The sequence below is a fragment of the Pseudarthrobacter sulfonivorans genome (assembly GCF_024391045.1).
GTDB lineage: Bacteria > Actinomycetota > Actinomycetes > Actinomycetales > Micrococcaceae > Arthrobacter > Arthrobacter sulfonivorans_B.
On record NZ_JANFCZ010000017.1, the window covers coordinates 52,671 to 71,868 of the forward strand.

General features: G+C 64.6%; 19 protein-coding genes and 1 tRNA gene. 13 read left to right on the forward strand and 7 right to left on the reverse strand.

Translation table 11 applies throughout. From position 1 onward, the window contains the following. Positions 1-70 precede the first annotated feature (70 nt). Both NQJ30_RS12320 and NQJ30_RS12325 read right to left on the reverse strand, forming a co-directional pair. Positions 71-1,210: a glutathione S-transferase family protein gene (locus NQJ30_RS12320; protein WP_255770214.1), complete on the reverse strand. Its 1,140-nt coding sequence runs from the start codon at positions 1,208-1,210 to the stop codon at positions 71-73. A gap of 10 nt (positions 1,211-1,220) precedes the next feature. After that, positions 1,221-1,958 (reverse strand): M50 family metallopeptidase, encoded by a 738-nt coding sequence (locus tag NQJ30_RS12325; RefSeq protein ID WP_374113256.1) that lies wholly within the window; start codon positions 1,956-1,958, stop codon positions 1,221-1,223. Between the two features lie 117 nt (positions 1,959-2,075). On the opposite strand from NQJ30_RS12325, the gene NQJ30_RS12330 reads away from it, so the two are divergent. Further along, the gene (locus NQJ30_RS12330) at positions 2,076-2,540 is read left to right on the forward strand and encodes a GatB/YqeY domain-containing protein (RefSeq protein WP_255770216.1); all 465 of its coding nucleotides are present in this window, start codon (positions 2,076-2,078) and stop codon (positions 2,538-2,540) included. Between the two features lie 104 nt (positions 2,541-2,644). Here NQJ30_RS12330 and NQJ30_RS12335 read toward each other — a convergent pair whose 3' ends face one another. Then, positions 2,645-2,947, reverse strand: a complete 303-nt coding sequence (locus NQJ30_RS12335) for a DUF4193 domain-containing protein (RefSeq protein ID WP_252565365.1) — start codon at positions 2,945-2,947, stop codon at positions 2,645-2,647. A gap of 921 nt (positions 2,948-3,868) precedes the next feature. After that, positions 3,869-3,951 (reverse strand) — tRNA-Leu (locus NQJ30_RS12340). 172 nt (positions 3,952-4,123) lie between these two features. Between NQJ30_RS12340 and NQJ30_RS12345 the strand changes: the two genes are divergently transcribed. Then, positions 4,124-5,428: a M20/M25/M40 family metallo-hydrolase gene (locus NQJ30_RS12345; RefSeq protein ID WP_255770217.1), complete on the forward strand. Its 1,305-nt coding sequence runs from the start codon at positions 4,124-4,126 to the stop codon at positions 5,426-5,428. A gap of 9 nt (positions 5,429-5,437) precedes the next feature. Next, a complete protein-coding gene (locus NQJ30_RS12350) occupies positions 5,438-6,598 on the forward strand; it encodes an acyl-CoA dehydrogenase family protein (RefSeq protein ID WP_255770218.1) in 1,161 nt (386 codons plus the stop codon). Here the strand turns inward: NQJ30_RS12350 and NQJ30_RS12355 are convergent. Beyond that, positions 6,595-6,828: a DUF5703 family protein gene (locus tag NQJ30_RS12355; RefSeq protein WP_255770219.1), complete on the reverse strand. Its 234-nt coding sequence runs from the start codon at positions 6,826-6,828 to the stop codon at positions 6,595-6,597. The two genes, NQJ30_RS12350 and NQJ30_RS12355, sit on opposite strands and share 4 nt — an antisense overlap. 39 nt (positions 6,829-6,867) lie before the next feature. On the opposite strand from NQJ30_RS12355, the gene NQJ30_RS12360 reads away from it, so the two are divergent. Further along, on the forward strand, positions 6,868-7,134 hold the full coding sequence (locus NQJ30_RS12360) for a hypothetical protein (protein ID WP_255770220.1): 267 nt from the start codon (positions 6,868-6,870) through the stop codon (positions 7,132-7,134). Positions 7,135-7,181: 47 nt separating this feature from the next. Here NQJ30_RS12360 and NQJ30_RS12365 read toward each other — a convergent pair whose 3' ends face one another. Beyond that, a complete protein-coding gene (locus tag NQJ30_RS12365; RefSeq protein ID WP_255770221.1) occupies positions 7,182-8,117 on the reverse strand; it encodes an aldo/keto reductase in 936 nt (311 codons plus the stop codon). A 50-nt stretch (positions 8,118-8,167) separates the two neighbouring features. Here NQJ30_RS12365 and NQJ30_RS12370 point away from each other — a divergent pair, with 50 nt between their 5' ends. After that, complete coding sequence (locus NQJ30_RS12370) at positions 8,168-9,001, forward strand: undecaprenyl-diphosphate phosphatase (RefSeq protein ID WP_255770222.1); 834 nt, start codon at positions 8,168-8,170, stop codon at positions 8,999-9,001. Between the two features lie 15 nt (positions 9,002-9,016). Continuing rightward, positions 9,017-10,294: a cysteine--1-D-myo-inosityl 2-amino-2-deoxy-alpha-D-glucopyranoside ligase gene (mshC, locus tag NQJ30_RS12375; protein WP_255770223.1), complete on the forward strand. Its 1,278-nt coding sequence runs from the start codon at positions 9,017-9,019 to the stop codon at positions 10,292-10,294. 87 nt (positions 10,295-10,381) lie between these two features. On the opposite strand, the gene NQJ30_RS12380 is transcribed toward mshC, so the two are convergent. Beyond that, positions 10,382-11,287, reverse strand: coding sequence for a PAC2 family protein (locus NQJ30_RS12380; protein ID WP_255770224.1), 906 nt, complete (start codon positions 11,285-11,287; stop codon positions 10,382-10,384). A 150-nt stretch (positions 11,288-11,437) separates the two neighbouring features. On the opposite strand from NQJ30_RS12380, the gene NQJ30_RS12385 reads away from it, so the two are divergent. The 7 genes from NQJ30_RS12385 to prcB all read left to right on the forward strand — a co-directional run bounded on the left by NQJ30_RS12385 (position 11,438) and on the right by prcB (position 19,198). Beyond that, positions 11,438-12,163 (forward strand): HAD family hydrolase, encoded by a 726-nt coding sequence (locus NQJ30_RS12385; RefSeq protein WP_374113257.1) that lies wholly within the window; start codon positions 11,438-11,440, stop codon positions 12,161-12,163. Next, the gene (locus NQJ30_RS12390; protein WP_255770225.1) at positions 12,160-13,323 is read left to right on the forward strand and encodes a site-2 protease family protein; all 1,164 of its coding nucleotides are present in this window, start codon (positions 12,160-12,162) and stop codon (positions 13,321-13,323) included. The genes NQJ30_RS12385 and NQJ30_RS12390 overlap by 4 nt, the downstream gene beginning before the upstream one ends. Before the next feature lie 101 nt (positions 13,324-13,424). Next, the gene (locus NQJ30_RS12395) at positions 13,425-14,501 is read left to right on the forward strand and encodes a tRNA (adenine-N1)-methyltransferase (protein ID WP_255770226.1); all 1,077 of its coding nucleotides are present in this window, start codon (positions 13,425-13,427) and stop codon (positions 14,499-14,501) included. Positions 14,502-14,584: 83 nt separating this feature from the next. Beyond that, positions 14,585-16,336 carry a proteasome ATPase gene (gene arc / locus NQJ30_RS12400; RefSeq protein ID WP_255770227.1) on the forward strand — a complete coding sequence of 584 codons (1,752 nt, stop codon included), beginning with the start codon at positions 14,585-14,587 and terminating at the stop codon, positions 16,334-16,336. Then, positions 16,333-18,006, forward strand: a complete 1,674-nt coding sequence (dop, locus tag NQJ30_RS12405; protein WP_255770228.1) for a depupylase/deamidase Dop — start codon at positions 16,333-16,335, stop codon at positions 18,004-18,006. Before arc ends, dop begins: the two co-directional genes overlap by 4 nt. Positions 18,007-18,091: 85 nt before the next feature. Beyond that, complete coding sequence (locus NQJ30_RS12410) at positions 18,092-18,295, forward strand: ubiquitin-like protein Pup (protein WP_255770229.1); 204 nt, start codon at positions 18,092-18,094, stop codon at positions 18,293-18,295. 81 nt (positions 18,296-18,376) lie between these two features. Beyond that, on the forward strand, positions 18,377-19,198 hold the full coding sequence (prcB, locus tag NQJ30_RS12415) for a proteasome subunit beta (RefSeq protein ID WP_255770230.1): 822 nt from the start codon (positions 18,377-18,379) through the stop codon (positions 19,196-19,198).

Consider the following 19,198-nt stretch of genomic DNA (forward strand, 5'->3'; position numbering starts at 1 on the left):
CGCCCACGTTAGGTGCCCGTGCACGCCAGGACAAGGCACCGACTGCTTGCGCGCTGTGGGCCCTCCGCCGTCAGCGGCCCGTTTCCTGGCCGGCAGAGGCACCGTGGCCCCGGGCCACCTCCTCACCGGGCCGCACCGGCCCCGGGGGAGTACCGTCGCCGAAGGGCCGGCCACCCAGTGCCTCCCTGCCGTGTGGCTCGAGCCAACCAGAGAGGTCCGGACCCTGGGGCACGATTCCGGTGGGGTTGATGTCCTCATGAACGATGTAATAATGCTGCTTGATCTGGACAAAGTCGATCGTGTCGCCGAAGCCCGGGGTCTGGAAGAGGTCCCGTGCGTAACCCCACAGCGCAGGGAGCTCGGCGAGTTTCTGCCGGTTGCATTTGAAGTGGCCGTGATAAACGGCGTCGAAGCGGACAAGGGTGGTGAAGAGCCTGACGTCGGCTTCGGTGATGGTGTCACCCACCAGGAACCGCTGGCCTGTGAGCCGTTCCTCGAGCCAGTCCAGGGCTGTCCAGAGCCGCGTATAGGCTGCGTCATAGGCCTCCTGGGAGCCTGCGAAGCCGCAACGGTAGACGCCGTTGTTCACCTCGGTGAAGACGCGCTTGTTGACGGCATCAATTTCCTGCCGGAGGTTTTGCGGATAGAGGTCCGGTGCTCCGGGGCGGTGGAACTGCGTCCACTCGGTGGCAAAGTCCAGCGTGATTTGGGGAAAGTTGTTGGTCACCACTTTACCGCTGGCTATCTCCACGATGGCCGGCACGGTGATGCCCCGGGGATAGTCGGGGAACCGCCGGAAGTAGGCACTCTGCAGCCGTTCAATGCCCAGGACGGGGTCCACGCCGCCGGGATCCAGATCAAAGGTCCAGGAGCGTGCATCGTGGGTCGGCCCGGGTTGGCCCAAAGAGATTGCTTCCTCAAGACCCAACAGCCGCCGGACGATCACGGTTCGGTTCGCCCACGGGCACGCCCGGGCGGCGATGAGCCTGTAGCGGCCGGCTTCCACAGGCCAGCCCGGCTCGCCGTTCTCACCCTGGCGGCCGTCCCTGGTGATCCGGTCCTCGATGTAATTGGTGTCGCGGTTGAACTCGGCGCCACCGGTGACGTAAGCGCCTTTGGTGCTGTGGGCTCCAAATTCTTCAGTGCTGCGATCCGGGCTGTCTGCGGTGAGGGTGCGGGTGGGGTGGGTGCCTGCTGGGTCCTGGCTCATGGGGACAAGCCTAGGCTCCGGCGGCCAGAATTGAAGATATGGGCTGCCACGCCACCACCCAGCACCCGGCAACTACCGCGAGGAACAGCGCGATCCAAATGCCGGACGGGACGGAGGTGGCGCGGTAGAGAATATAGGCGTCCGAACTGGCAAGCCTGTCCCCCCGCCGCAGATGGACGTTGGTCAGTTTGACGAGGTCCCGCACTGCAGCGACCAGGAGCGCCACACCCAGGCAAATGGCTACGTGGCCGGTGAACGCGCTTGGTACAAAGATGACCAGTGCCGCGCCGCTTACGATCGCCGCCACGGTAATGGCTACACCGGCGAAGTTCCGGATGAACAGCAGGGAGGCCACGAGTATGAGCGTTCCGGTGGACAGGGCGGCCGGGCCCCAACCCGCGAACCCGGACGTGAGGAGGGCGGCGCCGGTCAGGGCAGGCACGGGGTATCCCCAGAATCCTGACCAGACGGTTGCAAGCCGCCGGCGGCTGTAACTTGTGGTGGTGCCCGAGTGGTCCAGTTGAAGCCTGATGCCGCCGAGCCGTTGACCGCTCATCACGGCGGCGAACGCGTGCCCCAATTCATGGGTGGCGGTGGCAAGGAGCCCGAAGTACTTCCAGCTCGCCCTCGGGATGGACAATGCCGTTGCCGCGGCAAAAACCACGGCCAGTTCGATCATGGTGACTTTGGGGACGGCAGACCTGCTGAAGACCTCTGTGATGCGTAGCCACAGTTCCGCGGAACTCAAATGCCTTTCCTGCCGGACTTGAGGTAGTAATTGTCAGCCATAGGCCTCTACGGTACTAGAGGGATGGTTCACCGCTGTCCTGTTGCCCTTGGGGCGCTGAATGAATCGAGGAACAGAGTGACCAGCCTTAAAGAACGCCTGCATGCCGACGTTGTGACACACATGAAGGAGCGGAACAAGACTGCCCTGACAACCGTCCGCAACGTCCTGGGCGAAATCGAAACGCGGGAAAAGTCGGGAAAGACACCGATTGAGCTGGACGACGCGCAGGTGACCTCGTTGCTGCAGAAAGAAGCTGCCAAGCGGCGCGAGACGGCAAAGATCTATGCCGACGCCGGCGAAGCGGAGCGGTCGGCTGCCGAGATCGCAGAAGCCGAAGTCATTGAGGCCTACCTGCCCCGTGCACTGACGGCCGCCGAAGTGGAGTCGATCGTGGATGAGGTCATTGCCGGGCTGCGGTCCGAGGGCGTGGAACCGGGCCCGCGTCAGTTGGGTGCTGTTATGAAGCCCGTGACGTCGAGGATTGCGGGCCGCTTCGACGGCAAGGCAGTCAGCGAGATCGTCCGCGGCCGATTGACCTGAGCGCCCGCTCCGCGGACAGGAAAGGCACGCCTACCGTGAGTGGGCGTGCCTTGTGCTGCTGGCTGCAAGTAGAGCCAAACGTATGGTGCTGAGGAACTAGGAGATTAGCCTTCGCAGTCGATGCAGTAGCTGTGGCCGTCCTTCTGCCGTGCGATCTGCGAACGGTGCCGCACAAGGAAGCAGGAGTAGCAGGTGAATTCGTCCTCGGCCTGCGGGATAACCTGCACCACCAGTTCCTCGGCAACGAATTCGCCTCCCGGGACACCGGCACCGTCCAGTCCGTCTGCCTCATCGAGCTCGAGCACAACGCTGCGCGCGTCCGGTGCGTTGGCGGACTGGAGTGCCTCGAGTGAGTTGTCCTGCGACTCCTTGACATCGGAGCGAAGTTCATCGTAATCGGTTGCCACTTAGGTGTATCTCTTTTCTTTGGTTCGTCTGTCGCGTATGCAACGTACAGCATCCGCCTACTATTCCCCAATAGGCTGGCGGAAAAATTTGTCCGTGGCGCCCAAGATTCCCGGGATCCGACGGCCCAAAGTTTTACCATTTGTACACGGCGGGGACTCGAAGCCCGTCTCGGCCTGTTCTCCAGGCCTGTAACACCTGGAAAATTCAGGCCTGCTTAACCGGATGTTCCACTGGAGAACCACAAGAGTACGCCAATTCAGCCCTGCTACCCACCCGAATGCCGGTTCCGCCCTGACAACCGCTGGTGGCGTTCGTCACCCGGCCCTTTGCTCAGCACCGCACTGCGGATTTATTCCGGCTTTTCCTTGAACAAGGCAATGATCCAGTCGGGGGTTACGTCGCCAGTTAGCTTGTCCAGGGTAATCCGTGCCTTCGCGGCAGCGATCTGGACTTTTCTGTCCTGGGGGCTGACCGATGCCGGGCGGCGGGAAGGTGCTATCGAGTCCGCACTTGATTGAACGTTCCTGCGGTGAGTTACCGGGTGTGCCATGGCCGTCGTCGACCTCCTACCTGCTTGTGCCGTCATTGTCGCCCTTCATTGTCGTGCCAAGTTTCCGGGTCGTCCGCCCTCACCAGCCGTACCGCGACTTCGTCAGAGACGGCACCAGCGTCGGCAGCTTCAGTCATACGGGCCCTGAAGCCATCGAGCGGGGTGGGGAAGGGTGTCGGCGGCATGGGTTCAGCCTGGGCCGCGGCCAGGACAGGGCCGGGTGTTGACGAGGGTGTGCCCTGCTGCCGTTGGGCACGGGCGCTTTCCGCCGCAACTTTCCCCGGTTCCAGGGCTGCAGCTGCTTCAGTGGCCGTGAACGGGAACAGAAAAGGCCCCTGGAATCCGTGGATTCCAGGGGCCTTCCCGTTTGTGCGCGGAGGGGGACTTGAACCCCCACCCCCTTTCGAGGACTAGCACCTCAAGCTAGCGCGTCTGCCATTCCGCCACCCGCGCAGGTGGTAATTCGGTGAACGTTTCCGCCTTTCAGCGTTTCGCATTTCTCCGAAGCAGCGAGAAAGACTCTAACACGAACTTTCCGGGATCATGAAATCGGGGCGGATGGGTAGGCTGAAGGCACACCGAAAGCGCCCGTTTACACGCGCCCCCGACTGCCCAAGGAGTTTCCATGTCTGACATCCGCGCCGAGGATGAAGTTGTCCGGATCTGCCAGGAGCTCATCCGGATAGACACCTCGAACTACGGCGACGGTTCGGGCCCGGGGGAGCGGGCGGCCGCCGAGTACACCGCCGCGCTGATCGAGGAGGTGGGCCTCACCGCGGAGATCTTCGAATCAGCTCCCGGCCGCGCCAGCGTTGTCACCCGGATGACCGGCGAGGACCCCTCAGCCAGTGCGCTGGTAGTGCACGGCCACCTTGACGTTGTGCCCGCGTTGCGCGACCAGTGGTCAGTGGATCCCTTCAGCGCGGAGCTGAAGGATGGGCTCATCTGGGGCCGCGGCGCCGTTGACATGAAGGACATGGACGCCATGATCCTGTCCGTCATGCGGGACCTGGCCCGGGCGGGCCGGAAGCCCAAGCGTGACATCATCTTCGCCCTTTTTGCCGACGAAGAGGCCGGCGGTGAATACGGTGCCCGATACGCCGTAGACAAGCGGCCGGAGCTGTTCGAGGGCGCAACAGAGGCCATCTCCGAGGTCGGCGGGTTCTCGGCCACCATCGGAGGGCAGCGGACCTACCTCCTGCAGACGGCCGAGAAAGGCATCTCTTGGCTCCGCCTCGTGGCCCACGGCCGTGCGGGTCACGGATCACAGATCAACACGGACAACGCGGTGACCCGGCTCGCAGCGGCGGTGACCCGGATCGGTGAGTACAAATGGCCCATCGAACTCACGCCCACCACCCGGCAGTTCCTGGACGGCGTGACAGAACTCACAGGCGTCGAATTCGATCCGGAGAACCCGGACCGGCTGCTGGATCAGCTCGGCACGGTCTCCCGCTTCGTCGGCGCCACCCTGCAGAACACCACCAATCCCACTCTGTTGAAGGGTGGCTACAAGCACAATGTCATCCCCGAATCGGCTGAAGCCCTGGTGGACTGCCGCACTCTTCCCGGCCAGGAGGAACAGGTCCTGGAAATCGTGCGGGACCTCGCGGGCACGGGCGTTGACGTGAGCTACGTGCACAACGACGTTTCGCTCGAGGTGCCGTTCGCCGGGAACCTCGTGGACTCCATGATCGATGCTCTCCACTCCGAGGACCCTGGCGCCAAAGTTTTGCCCTACACGCTTTCCGGCGGCACGGACAACAAATCGCTGAGCCGGCTGGGCATCACCGGATACGGCTTCGCACCCCTCATGCTGCCCGACGACCTCGACTTCACCGGAATGTTCCACGGCGTGGACGAAAGGGTCCCGGTAGACTCGCTCAAATTCGGCGCCCGGGTCCTCAACACCCTCCTCACCAACTACTAGGGGTACCAGATGACGCCCGAGGAAGTACTCCCGGACCAACTGCTGGAATCGATCCGCGCCCGCGCCGCGGGTTATGACCGGGACAACGCCTTCTTCGCCGAGGATCTCGAAGAGCTAACCGCCGCCGGCTACCTGAAGCTTTTTGTTCCAACGTCCGACGGCGGCCTCGGGCTTGGGCTCGAAGCGGCAGCGCAGTGCCAGCGGAGGCTGGCAACGGCGGCCCCGGCCACCGCACTGGCCATCAACATGCATCTGGTGTGGACCGGCGTCGCGCAGGTCCTGGCTGCCAGGGGAGACGGATCGCTGAACTTTGTCCTCCAGGATGCCGCCCAAGGCGAAATCTTCGCGTTCGGCAATTCCGAGGCCGGAAACGACGCAGTGCTCTTTGATTCGAGGACCGCGGCGACCCCGCTTCCTGACGGCGGGTACAGCTTCACCGGCACAAAGATCTTCACCAGCCTCTCGCCCGCATGGACCCGTCTGGGCATTTTCGGGAAGGACACTGAGGCGAGGGGAGGGGAGGGCGAGCTGGTACACGGTTTTATCGACCGCGGTTCGGCCGGCTACACCATCCTGGAGGACTGGGACACCCTGGGCATGCGGGCCAGCCAATCGAACACAACCGTCCTGGACGGCGCTGAAGTCCGCGCCGACCGGATCTTCCGGAAACTGCCGGTAGGCCCGAACGCCGATCCGCTGATCTTCGCCATTTTTGCCTGTTTTGAGTCACTGCTGGCGGCCGTCTACGCGGGTGTCGGCGAGCGTGCGCTGAACCTCGGCGTGGAGTCTGTCAAGCGTCGCACTTCGTTCAAGAATGCCGGCAGAAGCTACGCGCAGGACCCGGACATCCGCTGGAAGGTCGCCCAGGCAGCCATGGCCATGGACGCCCTGTACCCCCAGCTCCTTGCGGTAACCCGCGACGTCGATGCGCTCACAGACCACGGGTCGCAATGGTTTCCCAAGCTGGTGGGCCTGAAGGTGAATGCGACGGAGACCGCGCGCCGGGTCGTGGACCTTGCCATCAGGGTCAGCGGCGGTTCCAGCTACTTCCGCGGTTCCGAACTCGAGCGCCTGTACCGGGACGTCCTGGCCGGCATGTTCCACCCGTCGGACGACGAATCGGCGCACAACACGGTGGCCAACGCCTGGCTGGGTCCGCTCGAACCCTAGACAGTCCGCTGGACCTGCATGACCCGGCGGCGGAGCCAGAAGCGCCTGGCTCCGCCCATGTACAGCACGCTGCGCTCGAGTTCCCACTTGCCGTACTCGGAATGCTCCACAAGCCGGCGCCTCGCCTCGGGCAGCGAATCCACGGGGCTGACCGTCAGTACGAGGTACTCGTACTGCTTCAAAATATCCCGCTCCCGACGGACCGAGCTGGTGAGAAATTGTTCCTTCATTGCTCTCCATTTTCGTCCTTTTCCGGCTAACGTGAAGTCATGAGCATCGATCCGCGTGTCGCGCTTGAGTCCCTGACATCCGCCTTGGAAGAACACCTTATAGCAGCATCCAACAGGCGCGGGGATGGGGATCCCGCCGTCGAAGCGGCATTTTTTGCGGTCGCAGACGCCTTCGAAGTATACGAAGACGCGCTCTACGAGGCCTACAGCGAAGTCACGCCCCTCCAGGTTTTTGACGACGATGAGGACGACGAAGAGGAATCTAGCATCGACGATGACGAGGACCTCGAAATCGTCGAGGAATGATGCGTAGCGCCCCCGGGAGACTCCCCGGCTGCGGCGCGTCCCCGGCCTCAGGCCGGTTGGGACACATCCTCCAACGCACACGCTATTTCCGGCGGCAGCCGGGTCAGCTGGGCTGTGAGGATCTCTTTTGCCTGGACCGGCGTCCGGGGTCCGACGATGGCGGTCGCCACGCCATGCTGTGCCAGCAGCCAGCTCAGCGCAACATCCAGAGGTGTTCTCCCCAGGCCTTTGGCGGCCATGGCAACGGCTTCCACCACGCTTGACGGCTGCTGCTCCAGATAAGGCTCCACATAAGGCGCGGTATCACTCCGTGCGGCCCTGGAATCCGCCGGAATGCTGCCACGATACTTGCCTGTCAGCACCCCGCGCCCCATCGGTGCCCACGCCATCAGCCCCAGGCCCGCGTCTTCGACCGCCGGGACCAGTTCCGCCTCAGGTTTCCGGTGGACCAGGGAGTACTCGGCCTGTGCGGCGACCAGCGGAAACCCGGCAATTGCGGCTGCCTTGGCGCTCTGCCAGCCGTTGAAGTTGGCAATGCCCGCGTAACGGGCGCGGCCGCTGCGGACCGCGAATTCGAGGGCTGACAACGTTTCCTCCAACGGAACGTTGCCGTCCCACGCCTGGGCGTACCAGATGTCCACGTAGTCGGTCCCGAGCCGTGCCAGGCTGGCGTCCAGGGCGCTGAGCATCGCGTTCCGGGAGGTGTCCACAAACCGGCGGCCGTCCGACGTCGACGTCCCGGCTTTGGTGGACAGCGAGACTTCGGTGCGGGCAACCACATCACCCAGCAACGAACCGATCATCGCTTCGGCGCCGCCATCGGAATAGGACGCCGCCGTGTCGATGTGCTTTCCGCCGCCGTCAATAAAAGTCCGCAACATCTCCGAGGCGTCCTCTTGGTCGGTTTCTTTGGCCCAGGACATGGTGCCGAGGGAAAGGGCCGAGACTCGCAACCCACTGTTGCCGACGTAACGCTGCTGCATAGCTGCAAGCTTACGGGGAATCAACAGGGCACATGACGTAGTGTCTTAGCGTGAACTGGATTGAGGCGGCCCTGCTGGGCCTAATACAGGGTCTGACCGAATTTCTACCGATTTCATCGAGCGCGCACCTGCGGATTGTGGGACAGTTCCTGCCCAACGCCTCCGATCCGGGGGCGGCGTTTACAGCCATCACCCAGCTCGGAACCGAAACAGCTGTGGTGATCTACTTCTGGCGCGATATCGTCAGGATCGTCAAGGCCTGGGCAGGATCGCTGACGGGAAGGGTCTCGCGTCAGGACCCCGACGCGCGCATGGGCTGGCTGGTGATCATCGGCAGCCTGCCGATCATCGTGCTGGGCCTGCTGTTCCAGGACCAGATCGAGTCCGTGCTGCGAAGCCTTTGGATCGTCGCCACCATGCTGATCGTTTTCGGCCTGATCCTGGCCGTGGCGGACGCTGTGGGAAAGCAGGACAGGGACCTGACCCGGCTCAGTTACAAACATGGCATCCTGTACGGCTTCGCCCAGGCCATGGCGCTTATCCCCGGCGTCTCGCGGTCCGGTGGCACCATCACCGCGGGCCTCCTGATGGGCTACACCCGGGAGGCCGCTGCGCGCTACTCCTTCCTCCTCGCCATCCCGGCAGTGTTCGGCAGTGGCCTGTACCAGCTGTACAAGGTGGTCTCCAAAGATGGCATCTCCGGGCCGTTCGGCCTTCCGGAGACGGCGCTGGCCACCGTGATCGCCCTAGTGGTGGGCTACATCATCATCGGCTGGTTCCTCAAATTCATCTCCACCCGCAGCTACCGGCTCTTCGTCTGGTACCGGATCCTCCTCGGCCTGGCCCTCTATCTCCTGCTCGGTTTCAATGTCATGAGCGCCTAGAAGTAGGCTTGGGCTGTGAAATCCTGGACTTCCCGCCCTGTTCCCGTGCTGCCCGGCACCATGCCGGCCATCCGCTTGTTCGACACCGCCCTGGGACGTGAGGTCAGCCTGCCGTCCGGTGGCGAGCAGTCGATGTACGTCTGCGGCATCACCCCTTACGACGCCACCCATATGGGCCATGCTGCCAGCTACGTGGCGTTTGACCTCCTGAACAGGGCCTGGCGCGACGCCGGCTCCAAGGTCTCCTACGTGCAGAACGTTACCGACGTGGACGACCCCCTCCTGGAGCGTGCCACGGCCACGGGTGTGGACTGGCGGGATCTGGCGGCAAGCCAGATTGAACTCTTCCAGACGGACATGGAAGCCCTGAACGTGATCGCGCCCGGCCACTACGTCGGCGCCGTCGAATCCATAGACCGGATTGTTCCGGCTGTTGAGCGGCTGCTCCAGCTCGGCCTTGCCTACCGGGTGGCCGGTACCGCGGGGGAGCCCGACGGCGATGTCTATTACGACGTCGAGGCCGCCGGAAAACAGTCGGTGGCCCCCGATGCGTGGACCCTGGGTTCGATCTCGCGCCTGGGTGAGGCTGAAATGCTTGAGCTGTTCGCCGAACGTGGCGGCGACCCCGGCAGGGCCGGCAAGCGGCAGGCTCTTGACCCCCTGCTGTGGCGGGTTGCCCGGCACGGCGAGCCCAGCTGGCCCGGCGGTGAGCTTGGCCAGGGCCGGCCCGGATGGCATATCGAGTGCACAGTCATCGCCCAGCAGTACCTGCCCGCGCCCTTTACCGTCCAGGGCGGCGGTTCAGACCTCATCTTCCCGCATCATGAGATGGGCGCCGGCCACGCCTACTCGCTGGCCGGGGTCCCCCTGGCCCGCCATTACGCCCACGCGGGCATGGTGGGCCTGGACGGGGAAAAGATGAGCAAGTCCAAGGGCAACCTCGTGCTGGTGTCCAAGCTGCGTGCGGCCGGTGAAGAGCCGGCTGCCATCCGACTGGCCATCCTCGCCCACCACTACCGCTCGGACTGGTCGTGGACGCAGGAAGGGTTCGAGGACGCCAAGGCACGGCTTGCCGCCTGGCGCCGCGCGCTCACCGCTGCGCCGGAAGGCTCCGCCGCGGGTGTGATCCGCGATATGAGGTCCGCACTGGCCAACGATCTTGATGCGCCGGCCGCGCTGGCAGCTGTTGACCGGTGGGCAGCCGCCGCGAACGAGGCGGCGGAAGCGGGCTGCCGGCAGGATCAAGCACTGGTGAGCGACGCTGTCGAGGCGCTCCTCGGCGTCGTTCTTTAACTTACTGTCCTCGCGCCCTGCCTCAAATGTCTGCGGCGCCTCACCGCCGCAGACATTTGAGGCCAGGGCCTCCCGGAGCCTGAGCTTTTAGGGCTTCTCGCGGCCCCGACGCTTGAGGTAACGCTCAAACTCGCGCGCAATGGACTCCCCGCTCGCCTCCGGAAGGTCGGCGGTATCCTTGGCTTCCTCCAGCTGCCGGACATACGCGGCGATTTCCGGGTCCTCGGTGGCCAATTCATCCACGCCGCGCTCCCAGGCGGCGGCCTCCTCCGCCAATTCGTGGGTGTCCAGCGGCACCTGGAGCAGTTCCTCCACCCTGTGGAGCAGGGCAAGTTGTGCCTTGGGCGACGGCGCCTGGGCGACGTAGTGGGGCACGGCGGCCCACAAGGAAAGGGTAGGAATGCCGGCCAGCAGCGCCACCTCCGAGAGGACCCCCACAATCCCCACCGGGCCTTCGTACTGGGACGGTTCCAGGTTAAGACGTTCCCGCAGCGAGGCATCATCCGAAGAGGTACTCACCGGAATAGGCCTGCTGTGGGGGACATCGGCCAGCAACGCCCCCACCAAAACCACATAGTCCACCTTCAGCGCCTCGGCATGGACCAGCAGTTCGGCCGTGTAAGCCCGCCACTTATAGGACGGCTCAATGCCCTGGACGAAGATGACGTCCACGTTGGAGTCCGGCGCAGCGGCCTTGTAGATGCGCGTGGATGGCCATTTGATTTTCCGCTCACCCGACGCGTTGCGGCGGACCGTGGGACGCGTGAACTGGAAGTCGTAGTATTCGTCGGCGTCGATGGACGCGACTTTTTTGCCGCCCCACGCCTTGTTGAGGTAACGCAGCGAGTCGCTTGCTGCCTCACCGGCATCATTCCAGCCTTCAAAGGCCGCCAGCATCACCGTGATGCGCTCCCCATCGGCTACCGGCAGCAGGAACTGCTCCTGTTCAGGCACGGCACCAGGATCCGTGGTGTCTCCGTCGAAGCTATTCATTTCTTCACCCTACGTCCAAGGGCGAGGACGATGCATGAAATGACCGGTCAAAAGTGTCCCCTGCCCGGTCCTGGCAGGCCCTGACCCCGCGATATTCGCCGATGGCGTATCCCACGGCTGGCGCTCAGGCTCGCACCGTAGACTGAAAACATGCGACCCTCAGCCTCCTTGTCCCCGCTCCGTGCCGTTCTCTGGGATATGGACGGCACCATCGTGGACACCGAACCCTATTGGATTGCTGCGGAGCGTGCCCTCGTGGAAGCCCACGGCGGCACCTGGTCGCACGAGCAGGCAACCCAGCTCGTCGGGCAGGCTCTCACCTTTTCGGCAGGCATCCTCCAGGAAGCCGGTGTTCAGCTCGAGACCCGGGAAATCATCGACACCCTCACTGCCGAAGTCATCAGCAGCGTCCAGCGGTCCGTCCCCTGGCGTCCGGGGGCCCGGGAGCTTCTGGACGACCTTCACCAGGCCGGGGTCCGCTGTGCGCTGGTCACCATGTCCGAAGGGCCTCTGGCCCGTGAAATCGTGGCAAGCCTGCCCAAGCCGTACTTCGAATTCCTGGTCACGGGGGACACCGTGACTCAGGGCAAACCCCACCCCGAGGCGTACCTCACAGCGGTGGAACTGCTCCAGGGAGCGGACCCGGGCCTGACCATAGACCACTGCGTCGCCCTGGAAGACTCGGCCCCCGGCGTGGCCGCCGCCGTTGCTTCGGGTCTGGCCACAGTGGCCATTCCGCATATCGTCCCCATCCCTGAAGACCCCCGGCACACCATCTGGGAGTCGCTTGCGGGCCGCACCGTCTCCGAACTGGAAGCCATAGCCGGCGCCAGTCCGGCCTCCGGCACCCGGGCCAGATCCGGGAGCGCCTTATGAGCGACGCGCCGGCTCCGGCCCGCCGGGAAGGAATCCCGCTCGGACGGATCGCCGGGATCCCTGTCATCCTGGCCTACTCGTGGTTCGTCATCGCCGCCTTTACTGTCATCGTTTACGGTCCTGTCCTGCTGCAGCGAAACCCGTCATTCGGCGTCACCGCCTACTATGTGGCGTTTGCCTACGCCCTGTTGCTGCTCCTTTCCGTCCTGGTCCACGAACTGGCACACGCCTTGACGGCCAAGGTCTACGGCTGGCCCACGCAGAAGATCGTGCTGAATCTCTGGGGCGGCCACACGCAATTCGAGAACTTCACCGCCACTCCCGCCCGCTCTGTCATCGTGGCCCTGGCGGGGCCGGCAGCCAACCTGGTCCTGGCCGGGGGAGCCTGGCTGGTCCTGGCCGGCAGCAGCCTGGGCATTGTGGCCGACACCCTGACCAACATCTTTATGTGGGCCAACTTCGTCATTGGCATTTTCAACGTCCTGCCAGGGCTCCCGCTGGACGGCGGGCGCATTGTGGAATCGGCCGTGTGGAAGGCCACCGGCAGCCAGGCCAAGGGCACCGTGGCCGCCGGCTGGGCCGGACGCGTCATTGTGGTGGCTTTGGCCTACTGGTTCATTGCGATGCCGTTGCTGGCCGGCGTGACGCCGGACTTCAGCCTGCTGATGATCACCGTCCTCGTCGGCGGGTTCCTGTGGATGGGCGCCAGCGCAGCAATCCAGCAGGGCACCCTCCGCGGAAGGCTGCACCTGGTGAGCGCAACCGCCCTGGCAACTCCCGCCGTCGGAATTCCCGCGACAGCTACAGTGGCCGACATCCGCCGTGTCGCAACGGACGGGACTGCCGTAGTCACCTGCGGACCGGACGGCCGCCCGCAGGGTGTTGTGGACCTGCATGCCCTCGCCGCGGTTCCCGACTTCGCCGCGGGTTCAACTCCTGCGACCGCGGTCTCGTACGCCCTCGTGGCGGGCGCCTATGTGCCGGAGTGGTCCCAGGGGCAGGAACTGATCCAATATCTTTCCCAGCTTGAGGGCCGCGAGTATGCCGTGGTGGACCACCACGGCGTCGTGACCGGCCTGCTGTCACAAAACGCGATCGTGGGCGCCATCACCGGCAAGCCGGTCCGGCCAAGGAAGCACCCGCAGGGCCAGAACCGGTAGAGTTACGTGCCGGCCGTGCACTGCCGCCGCAGGGCCACCAGGGACCTGAGCGGACGTTGTCCATCCGTGGCCCCACAGTCTTATAGGAGCGAGGAAATTTCATGAGCAGCGAATCTGCCGCCGACACCGCAGCACCGTCCCCCACAGAGTGGTCCACCGCAGGTGGGGCTGCCAGCGGCGTCCAGCCGGTAGGTGCTGCCCGCCGCCGCGGGCCCTTCCGTGAAGGCGAACGGGTCCAGTTGACCGACGAACGCGGCCGGATGAACACCATCACTCTGGAGAGCGGCGGCGCCTTCCACACGCACCGCGGTTTCCTGAACCATGACGAGATCATCGGTCAGGCAGACGGCTCGGTGGTGGTCAACAACGTTGGCCAGCAGTACCAGACACTCCGCCCGCTGCTTTCGGACTTTGTGCTCTCCATGCCGCGCGGCGCCGCCGTCGTCTACCCCAAGGACGCCGGCCAGATCGTCACCATGGCCGACATCTTCCCCGGGGCCCGCGTCGTGGAGGCCGGTGTTGGTTCCGGCGCCCTGTCCATTTCGCTGCTCCGGGCCGTGGGGGACAACGGCTACCTGCATTCCTTCGAACGTCGCGAAGAGTTCGCCGACATTGCCCGCGGCAATGTGGAGACGATCTTTGGCGGGCCGCACCCCGCCTGGAAGATCTCGCTGGGCGATTTCCAGGAAGAAGTAGTCCGCAGCGAGGCTCCCGGTTCCGTGGACCGTGTGGTCCTGGACATGCTGGCACCCTGGGAGTGCCTCGACGCCGTGGCAACCGTCCTGGCCCCCGGCGGCGTCTGGATCAACTACGTCGCCACGGTCACCCAGCTGTCCCGGACCGCGGAGGCCATCCGCGCCGACGGCCGTTTCACCGAGCCGGACGCCTGGGAATCCATGGTCCGCGGGTGGCACCTCGAAGGCCTGGCGGTCCGCCCGGACCACCGCATGGTGGCACACACCGGGTTCCTGCTGGTCACGCGCCGGCTGGCCGACGGCGTCACCGGCATTTCAGTCAAGCGACGCCCCTCCAAGACGGACTTCAACGAAGAGGACGTCAACGCCTGGACGCCCGGCGCGGTTGGCGAACGCCTGGTCTCGGACAAGAAGCTCCGCAGGGCAGCACGCGATGCCATTGCCGGCACAAACGTCAAGGACGTTCCCGAGGTCACCAACTAGTCCACATTTCGGGAGTCTCCAGCAGTACCTGCCAACTTGGGGCTAAGGTCTTAATAGGAAGCGCAGGAAGGGGCTGATACATCATGGAGACGCCGAATCAGGACTCCGGACGTACACCGGCGGAGCAGTCTGCCGCCAACGAACTGTCGGTGGCGGACAGGCAGGTTAACGTCCTTCGGGACAAACTCAGGCACATCGACCGCCAGCTTGCCGCTGCAACGCAGAACAACACCAAGCTCGTCAGCATGCTGGAAGCGGCGAAAGCCGAGATCCTGCGCCTGAAGAATGCCCTCGATCAGGAGGGCCAACCCCCTTACAGCTTCGGGACCATACTGCAGCTCAATCCCCGGCGCATGCCCACAGCCGGCAACAGCGGGCAGGCTGCCACCGAGGAATCCGCGGATATCTTCAACGCAGGCCGGAAGATGCGGGTGGGAATCAGCCCGCTGGTGAACATCGGCCAGCTGTCCGTCGGCCAGGAAGTCCTGCTTAACGAGGCACTGCTGATTGTTGCCGGCCTCGGGTATGAGCGTGCCGGCGAGCTGGCGACCCTCAAAGAAATGCTGGGTACGGACCGCGCACTGGTGGTGGGCCGGGCCGATGAGGAACGCGTCATCAGGCTGTCCGGCGCCCTCCTCAGCGAAAAGCTCAGGGTGGGGGACGCGCTGTCAATCGATTCGCGCACCGGATATGCCCTCGAAAAGGTCCCCCGCTCCGAGGTGGAAAACCTGGTCCTCGAAGAAGTCCCCGATATCACCTATGAGGACATCGGCGGCCTCGGCCCCCAGATCGAGCAGATCCGGGACGCGGTGGAATTGCCGTTCCTCCACCCGGACCTCTACCGCGAGCACGGCCTCAAGGCACCCAAGGGCATCCTGCTGTACGGCCCGCCAGGCTGCGGCAAGACCCTCATCGCGAAGGCTGTTGCCAACTCCCTGGCCGCACGGGCCGCTGAGCGGACCGGCAATGTGGACCTGAAGAGTTACTTCCTCAATATCAAGGGCCCGGAACTGCTGGACAAGTACGTCGGGGAGACGGAGCGTCACATCCGGCTGATCTTCTCCCGTGCCAGGGAGAAGGCCTCGGACGGCAGCCCGGTAGTGGTGTTCTTTGACGAGATGGATTCACTCTTCCGCACACGCGGCACGGGAATCTCCTCCGACGTCGAAACCACCATCGTGCCGCAGCTCCTGAGCGAGATCGATGGCGTTGAACGGCTGGACAACGTCATTGTCATCGGCGCATCCAACCGTGAAGACATGATTGATCCCGCCATCCTCCGACCCGGCCGCCTCGACGTGAAGGTCAAGATCCAACGGCCGGACGCCGAAGCCGCGGCGGACATCTTCAACAAATACATCACCACCGACCTGCCGTTCCACGAATCCGACCTTGCCGAACACGACGGCGACGTGCAGGCGACAGTGGATGCCATGATCCAGCGCACGGTGGAAGCCATGTACGCGACGGAGAAATCCAACGAGTTCCTGGAGGTCACCTACGCCAACGGCGATACCGAGATGCTCTACTTCAAGGACTTCAACTCCGGCGCAGTGGTGCAGAACGTTGTGGACCGGGCCAAGAAGTACGCCATCAAGGATCTCCTGACACTGCACCAGAAGGGCCTCCGGATCGAGCACCTGCTGCGCGCCGTCGTGGACGAATTCCGCGAACACGAGGACATGCCGAACACCACCAACCCGGATGACTGGGCACGGATCTCCGGCAAGAAGGGCGAACGCATTACCTACATCCGCACCATTGTTCAGGGCAAGGCGGGACAGGAGCCGGGCAAGTCCATCGAAACGATGCCCACCACGGGACAGTACCTATGACCGCAGTCCCGGAACGCCCCGCCGGGGACGCACTTCCCGTCGGCGGCGCCATGCGCGTCATGGGTGCGGAAACGGAGTATGGCATCCACGCCCCGTCCGCACCGGGAGCCAACGCCACCATGATGTCTGCGCGCGTCGTCCAGGCCTACGCCCAGGTGACGCGGCAGCGGGCGGCAGGCGGAGCGGAAACCCGGTGGGATTACACCGACGAGGAACCGCTTCACGACGCCCGCGGCTGGACACTTGAGCGCGCCTCGGCCCACCCCAGCCAGCTCACGGACCAACCGCCAGTGCTCGATGCCGAAGCGGTGGCGCTGGCGTACGGCCGCGAGGAACTCGAGCTGGACGGCGAGGACGAGGCCGGCAGCCTGCTCATGAACATGGTGCTGGGAAACGGCGCCCGCCTCTATGTGGACCACGCCCACCCCGAGTATTCCAGCGCCGAAGTGACCAATCCCCGGGACGCCGTGACCTGGGACGCGGCCGGTGACCTGGTGGCATTGGCAGCGGTGCGCCGCCTCGCTGCGGACCCGGAGCTTCCGTCGGTGAATCTCTACAAAAACAATACGGACAACAAGTCTGTCTCCTACGGCTCGCACGAGAACTACCTCATGCCGCGCTCCGTGCCTTTCGGAGAGATCGTGCGTGGCCTGACCCCATTCTTCGTCACTCGCCAGATCCTTTGCGGGGCCGGCCGGGTGGGCCTCGGGCAGGACAGCTCCACACCCGGTTACCAGATCAGTCAGCGGGCCGACTTTTTCGAAGCCGAGGTGGGCCTGGAGACCACTATCCGCCGGCCCATCATCAACACCCGCGATGAACCCCATGCCACGGCAGACAAATACCGGCGGCTGCACGTCATCATCGGGGACGCGAATCTGAGCCAGTCCTCGAACTACCTCAAGTTCGGCACCACGGCGCTCGTCCTGAGCCTTATTGAAGCCGGCCTGGCGCCGAAGGTGGAGGTCTATGAACCGGTGCAGGCCCTCCAGACGGTCAGCCACGACACGTCGCTCACCGCCAGGCTCAGGCTGTTGGACGGCCGCCGCGTGACAGCTTTGGACCTGCAATGGATGTACCACGAAGCGGCCGCCAAGCTGGCGCAGGACACGGGCGTAGCCGACGCCGTCGACGGGGACGGCCACACGCACGACGTTCTGGAACGCTGGGCCACCACCCTGACCCAGCTGGATTCCGACCGGGCCGCAGCAGCAACGTCAGTTGAGTGGCTGGCTAAACTCTCACTGCTGGACGGCTACAGAGAACGCGACAATCTGGCCTGGAATGATGCGCGGCTTGGTCTGGTGGATCTGCAGTGGGCCGACATCAGACCCGAAAAGGGGCTCTACTACCGATTCCTGGCCAGGAACCGCATGCAACGGATCGTTGCCGACGCCACCATCGCCGCGGCCGTGACCGAACCGCCGCCGGACACGCGTGCGTTCTTCCGCGGACGCTGCATCAGCAGCTTCGGCAAGGACGTGGTGGGGGCCAGCTGGGACTCTGTCATCTTCGACGTCCCGGGCTACGGCCGGCTCCAGCGGGTGCCGACGAGGGAGCCGCTGCGTGGTACCAAAGCCCTCACCGGAGGCCTCTTCAGCCGCCACCGCACGGCCGGACCCTTCCTTGCCGAACTCCTGGGGCACAACACCGCTCCGCCTGCGGCGTAAACCGCACCGGCAGGCGTTCGGCGTGGCAATATGGGCGTATCAGCAGATCCGTCCGGATCCGATGATTGCAGAAGGAGAGATTAAGATGGCAGGCCAGGAACAGCAGCAGCCACAGTCGCGGGACAGCGAAGTCGACGAAGACATCCCCGAGGCACCGCCGGCGGCCCCCGATGCGCAGGCCTCGGCCGCCACTCAGGGCGTCGATGACCTCCTGGACGAAATCGACGGCGTCCTGGAGTCCAACGCCGAGGAATTCGTCCGCGCCTTCGTCCAAAAGGGCGGCCAGTAACCGGGATCCACGCGGGGCGGTAGCCGCACCGGCCGGAAGCTGTAACGACGTAGACGGACCACGTTCAAGGGGAGTGCACCAGTGCAGGAATCAACCGCCAACCAGGTAGCCGGCAACGCGACGTCGTCATTTACCGAGCATCTGCAGCGTGACCGGCCGGACCTGCTCCCGTACAACCGTTCGCTGGCGTCCCAATCGGCACCGGCCGCGCCGCTGCAAGTCCCGCACGCCACCACCATCGTGGCGATGAGCTACGGGGGAGGCGTGCTGATGGCCGGCGACCGGCGGGCCACGATGGGAAACGTCATTGCCAGCCGGCACATCGAAAAGGTTTTTCCGGCGGACCGGTACTCAGTACTGGGCATCGCGGGCACGGCCGGGATCGCCATCGACCTGACGCGGCTCTTCCAGGTGGAGCTGGAGCACTACGAAAAAATTGAAGGCACGCTCCTGAGCCTGGACGGGAAGGCCAACAGACTCGGTGCCATGATCCGCGGGAACCTGCCCATGGCCATGCAAGGACTGGCAGTGGTTCCCCTGTTCGCGGGCTTTGATACCACGGCAGGGGTGGGCCGCCTCTTCTCGTACGACGTCACCGGCGGCCGGTACGAGGAACGCGAGCACCACACGGTAGGTTCCGGTTCGGTATTCGCCCGTGGCGCCCTGAAGAAGCTCTGGCGCCCCGGCCTCACTGAAGCCGAAGCGGTCTCGGTGGCTGTTGAATCGCTCTACGACGCGGCCGACGACGACTCCGCCACCGGCGGGCCGGACCCGGTCCGCCAGTTGTGGCCGGTCGTTTATACGGTGAACCGGGACGGGGCACGGCGGATCCCTGAATCCGAGTTGGCCGAAGTAGCGGCGGATATCATCGCGGCGCGGTCCGCCGAGCGACGGGAGGCCTGA

Bases quoted from the DNA above. Each gene is read 5' to 3' on its own strand.
- NQJ30_RS12320 (WP_255770214.1), bottom strand. From the start codon at position 1,210: ATGAGCCAGGACCCAGCAGGCACCCACCCCACCCGCACCCTCACCGCA.
- NQJ30_RS12410 (WP_255770229.1), top strand. From the start codon at position 18,092: ATGGCAGGCCAGGAACAGCAGCAGCCACAGTCGCGGGACAGCGAAGTC.
- arc (WP_255770227.1), top strand. From the start codon at position 14,585: ATGGAGACGCCGAATCAGGACTCCGGACGTACACCGGCGGAGCAGTCT.
- NQJ30_RS12360 (WP_255770220.1), top strand. From the start codon at position 6,868: ATGAGCATCGATCCGCGTGTCGCGCTTGAGTCCCTGACATCCGCCTTG.
- NQJ30_RS12355 (WP_255770219.1), bottom strand. From the start codon at position 6,828: ATGAAGGAACAATTTCTCACCAGCTCGGTCCGTCGGGAGCGGGATATT.
- NQJ30_RS12395 (WP_255770226.1), top strand. From the start codon at position 13,425: ATGAGCAGCGAATCTGCCGCCGACACCGCAGCACCGTCCCCCACAGAG.
- dop (WP_255770228.1), top strand. From the start codon at position 16,333: ATGACCGCAGTCCCGGAACGCCCCGCCGGGGACGCACTTCCCGTCGGC.
- NQJ30_RS12380 (WP_255770224.1), bottom strand. From the start codon at position 11,287: ATGAATAGCTTCGACGGAGACACCACGGATCCTGGTGCCGTGCCTGAA.
- NQJ30_RS12350 (WP_255770218.1), top strand. From the start codon at position 5,438: ATGACGCCCGAGGAAGTACTCCCGGACCAACTGCTGGAATCGATCCGC.
- NQJ30_RS12390 (WP_255770225.1), top strand. From the start codon at position 12,160: ATGAGCGACGCGCCGGCTCCGGCCCGCCGGGAAGGAATCCCGCTCGGA.
- NQJ30_RS12365 (WP_255770221.1), bottom strand. From the start codon at position 8,117: ATGCAGCAGCGTTACGTCGGCAACAGTGGGTTGCGAGTCTCGGCCCTT.
- NQJ30_RS12345 (WP_255770217.1), top strand. From the start codon at position 4,124: ATGTCTGACATCCGCGCCGAGGATGAAGTTGTCCGGATCTGCCAGGAG.
- NQJ30_RS12385 (WP_374113257.1), top strand. From the start codon at position 11,438: ATGCGACCCTCAGCCTCCTTGTCCCCGCTCCGTGCCGTTCTCTGGGAT.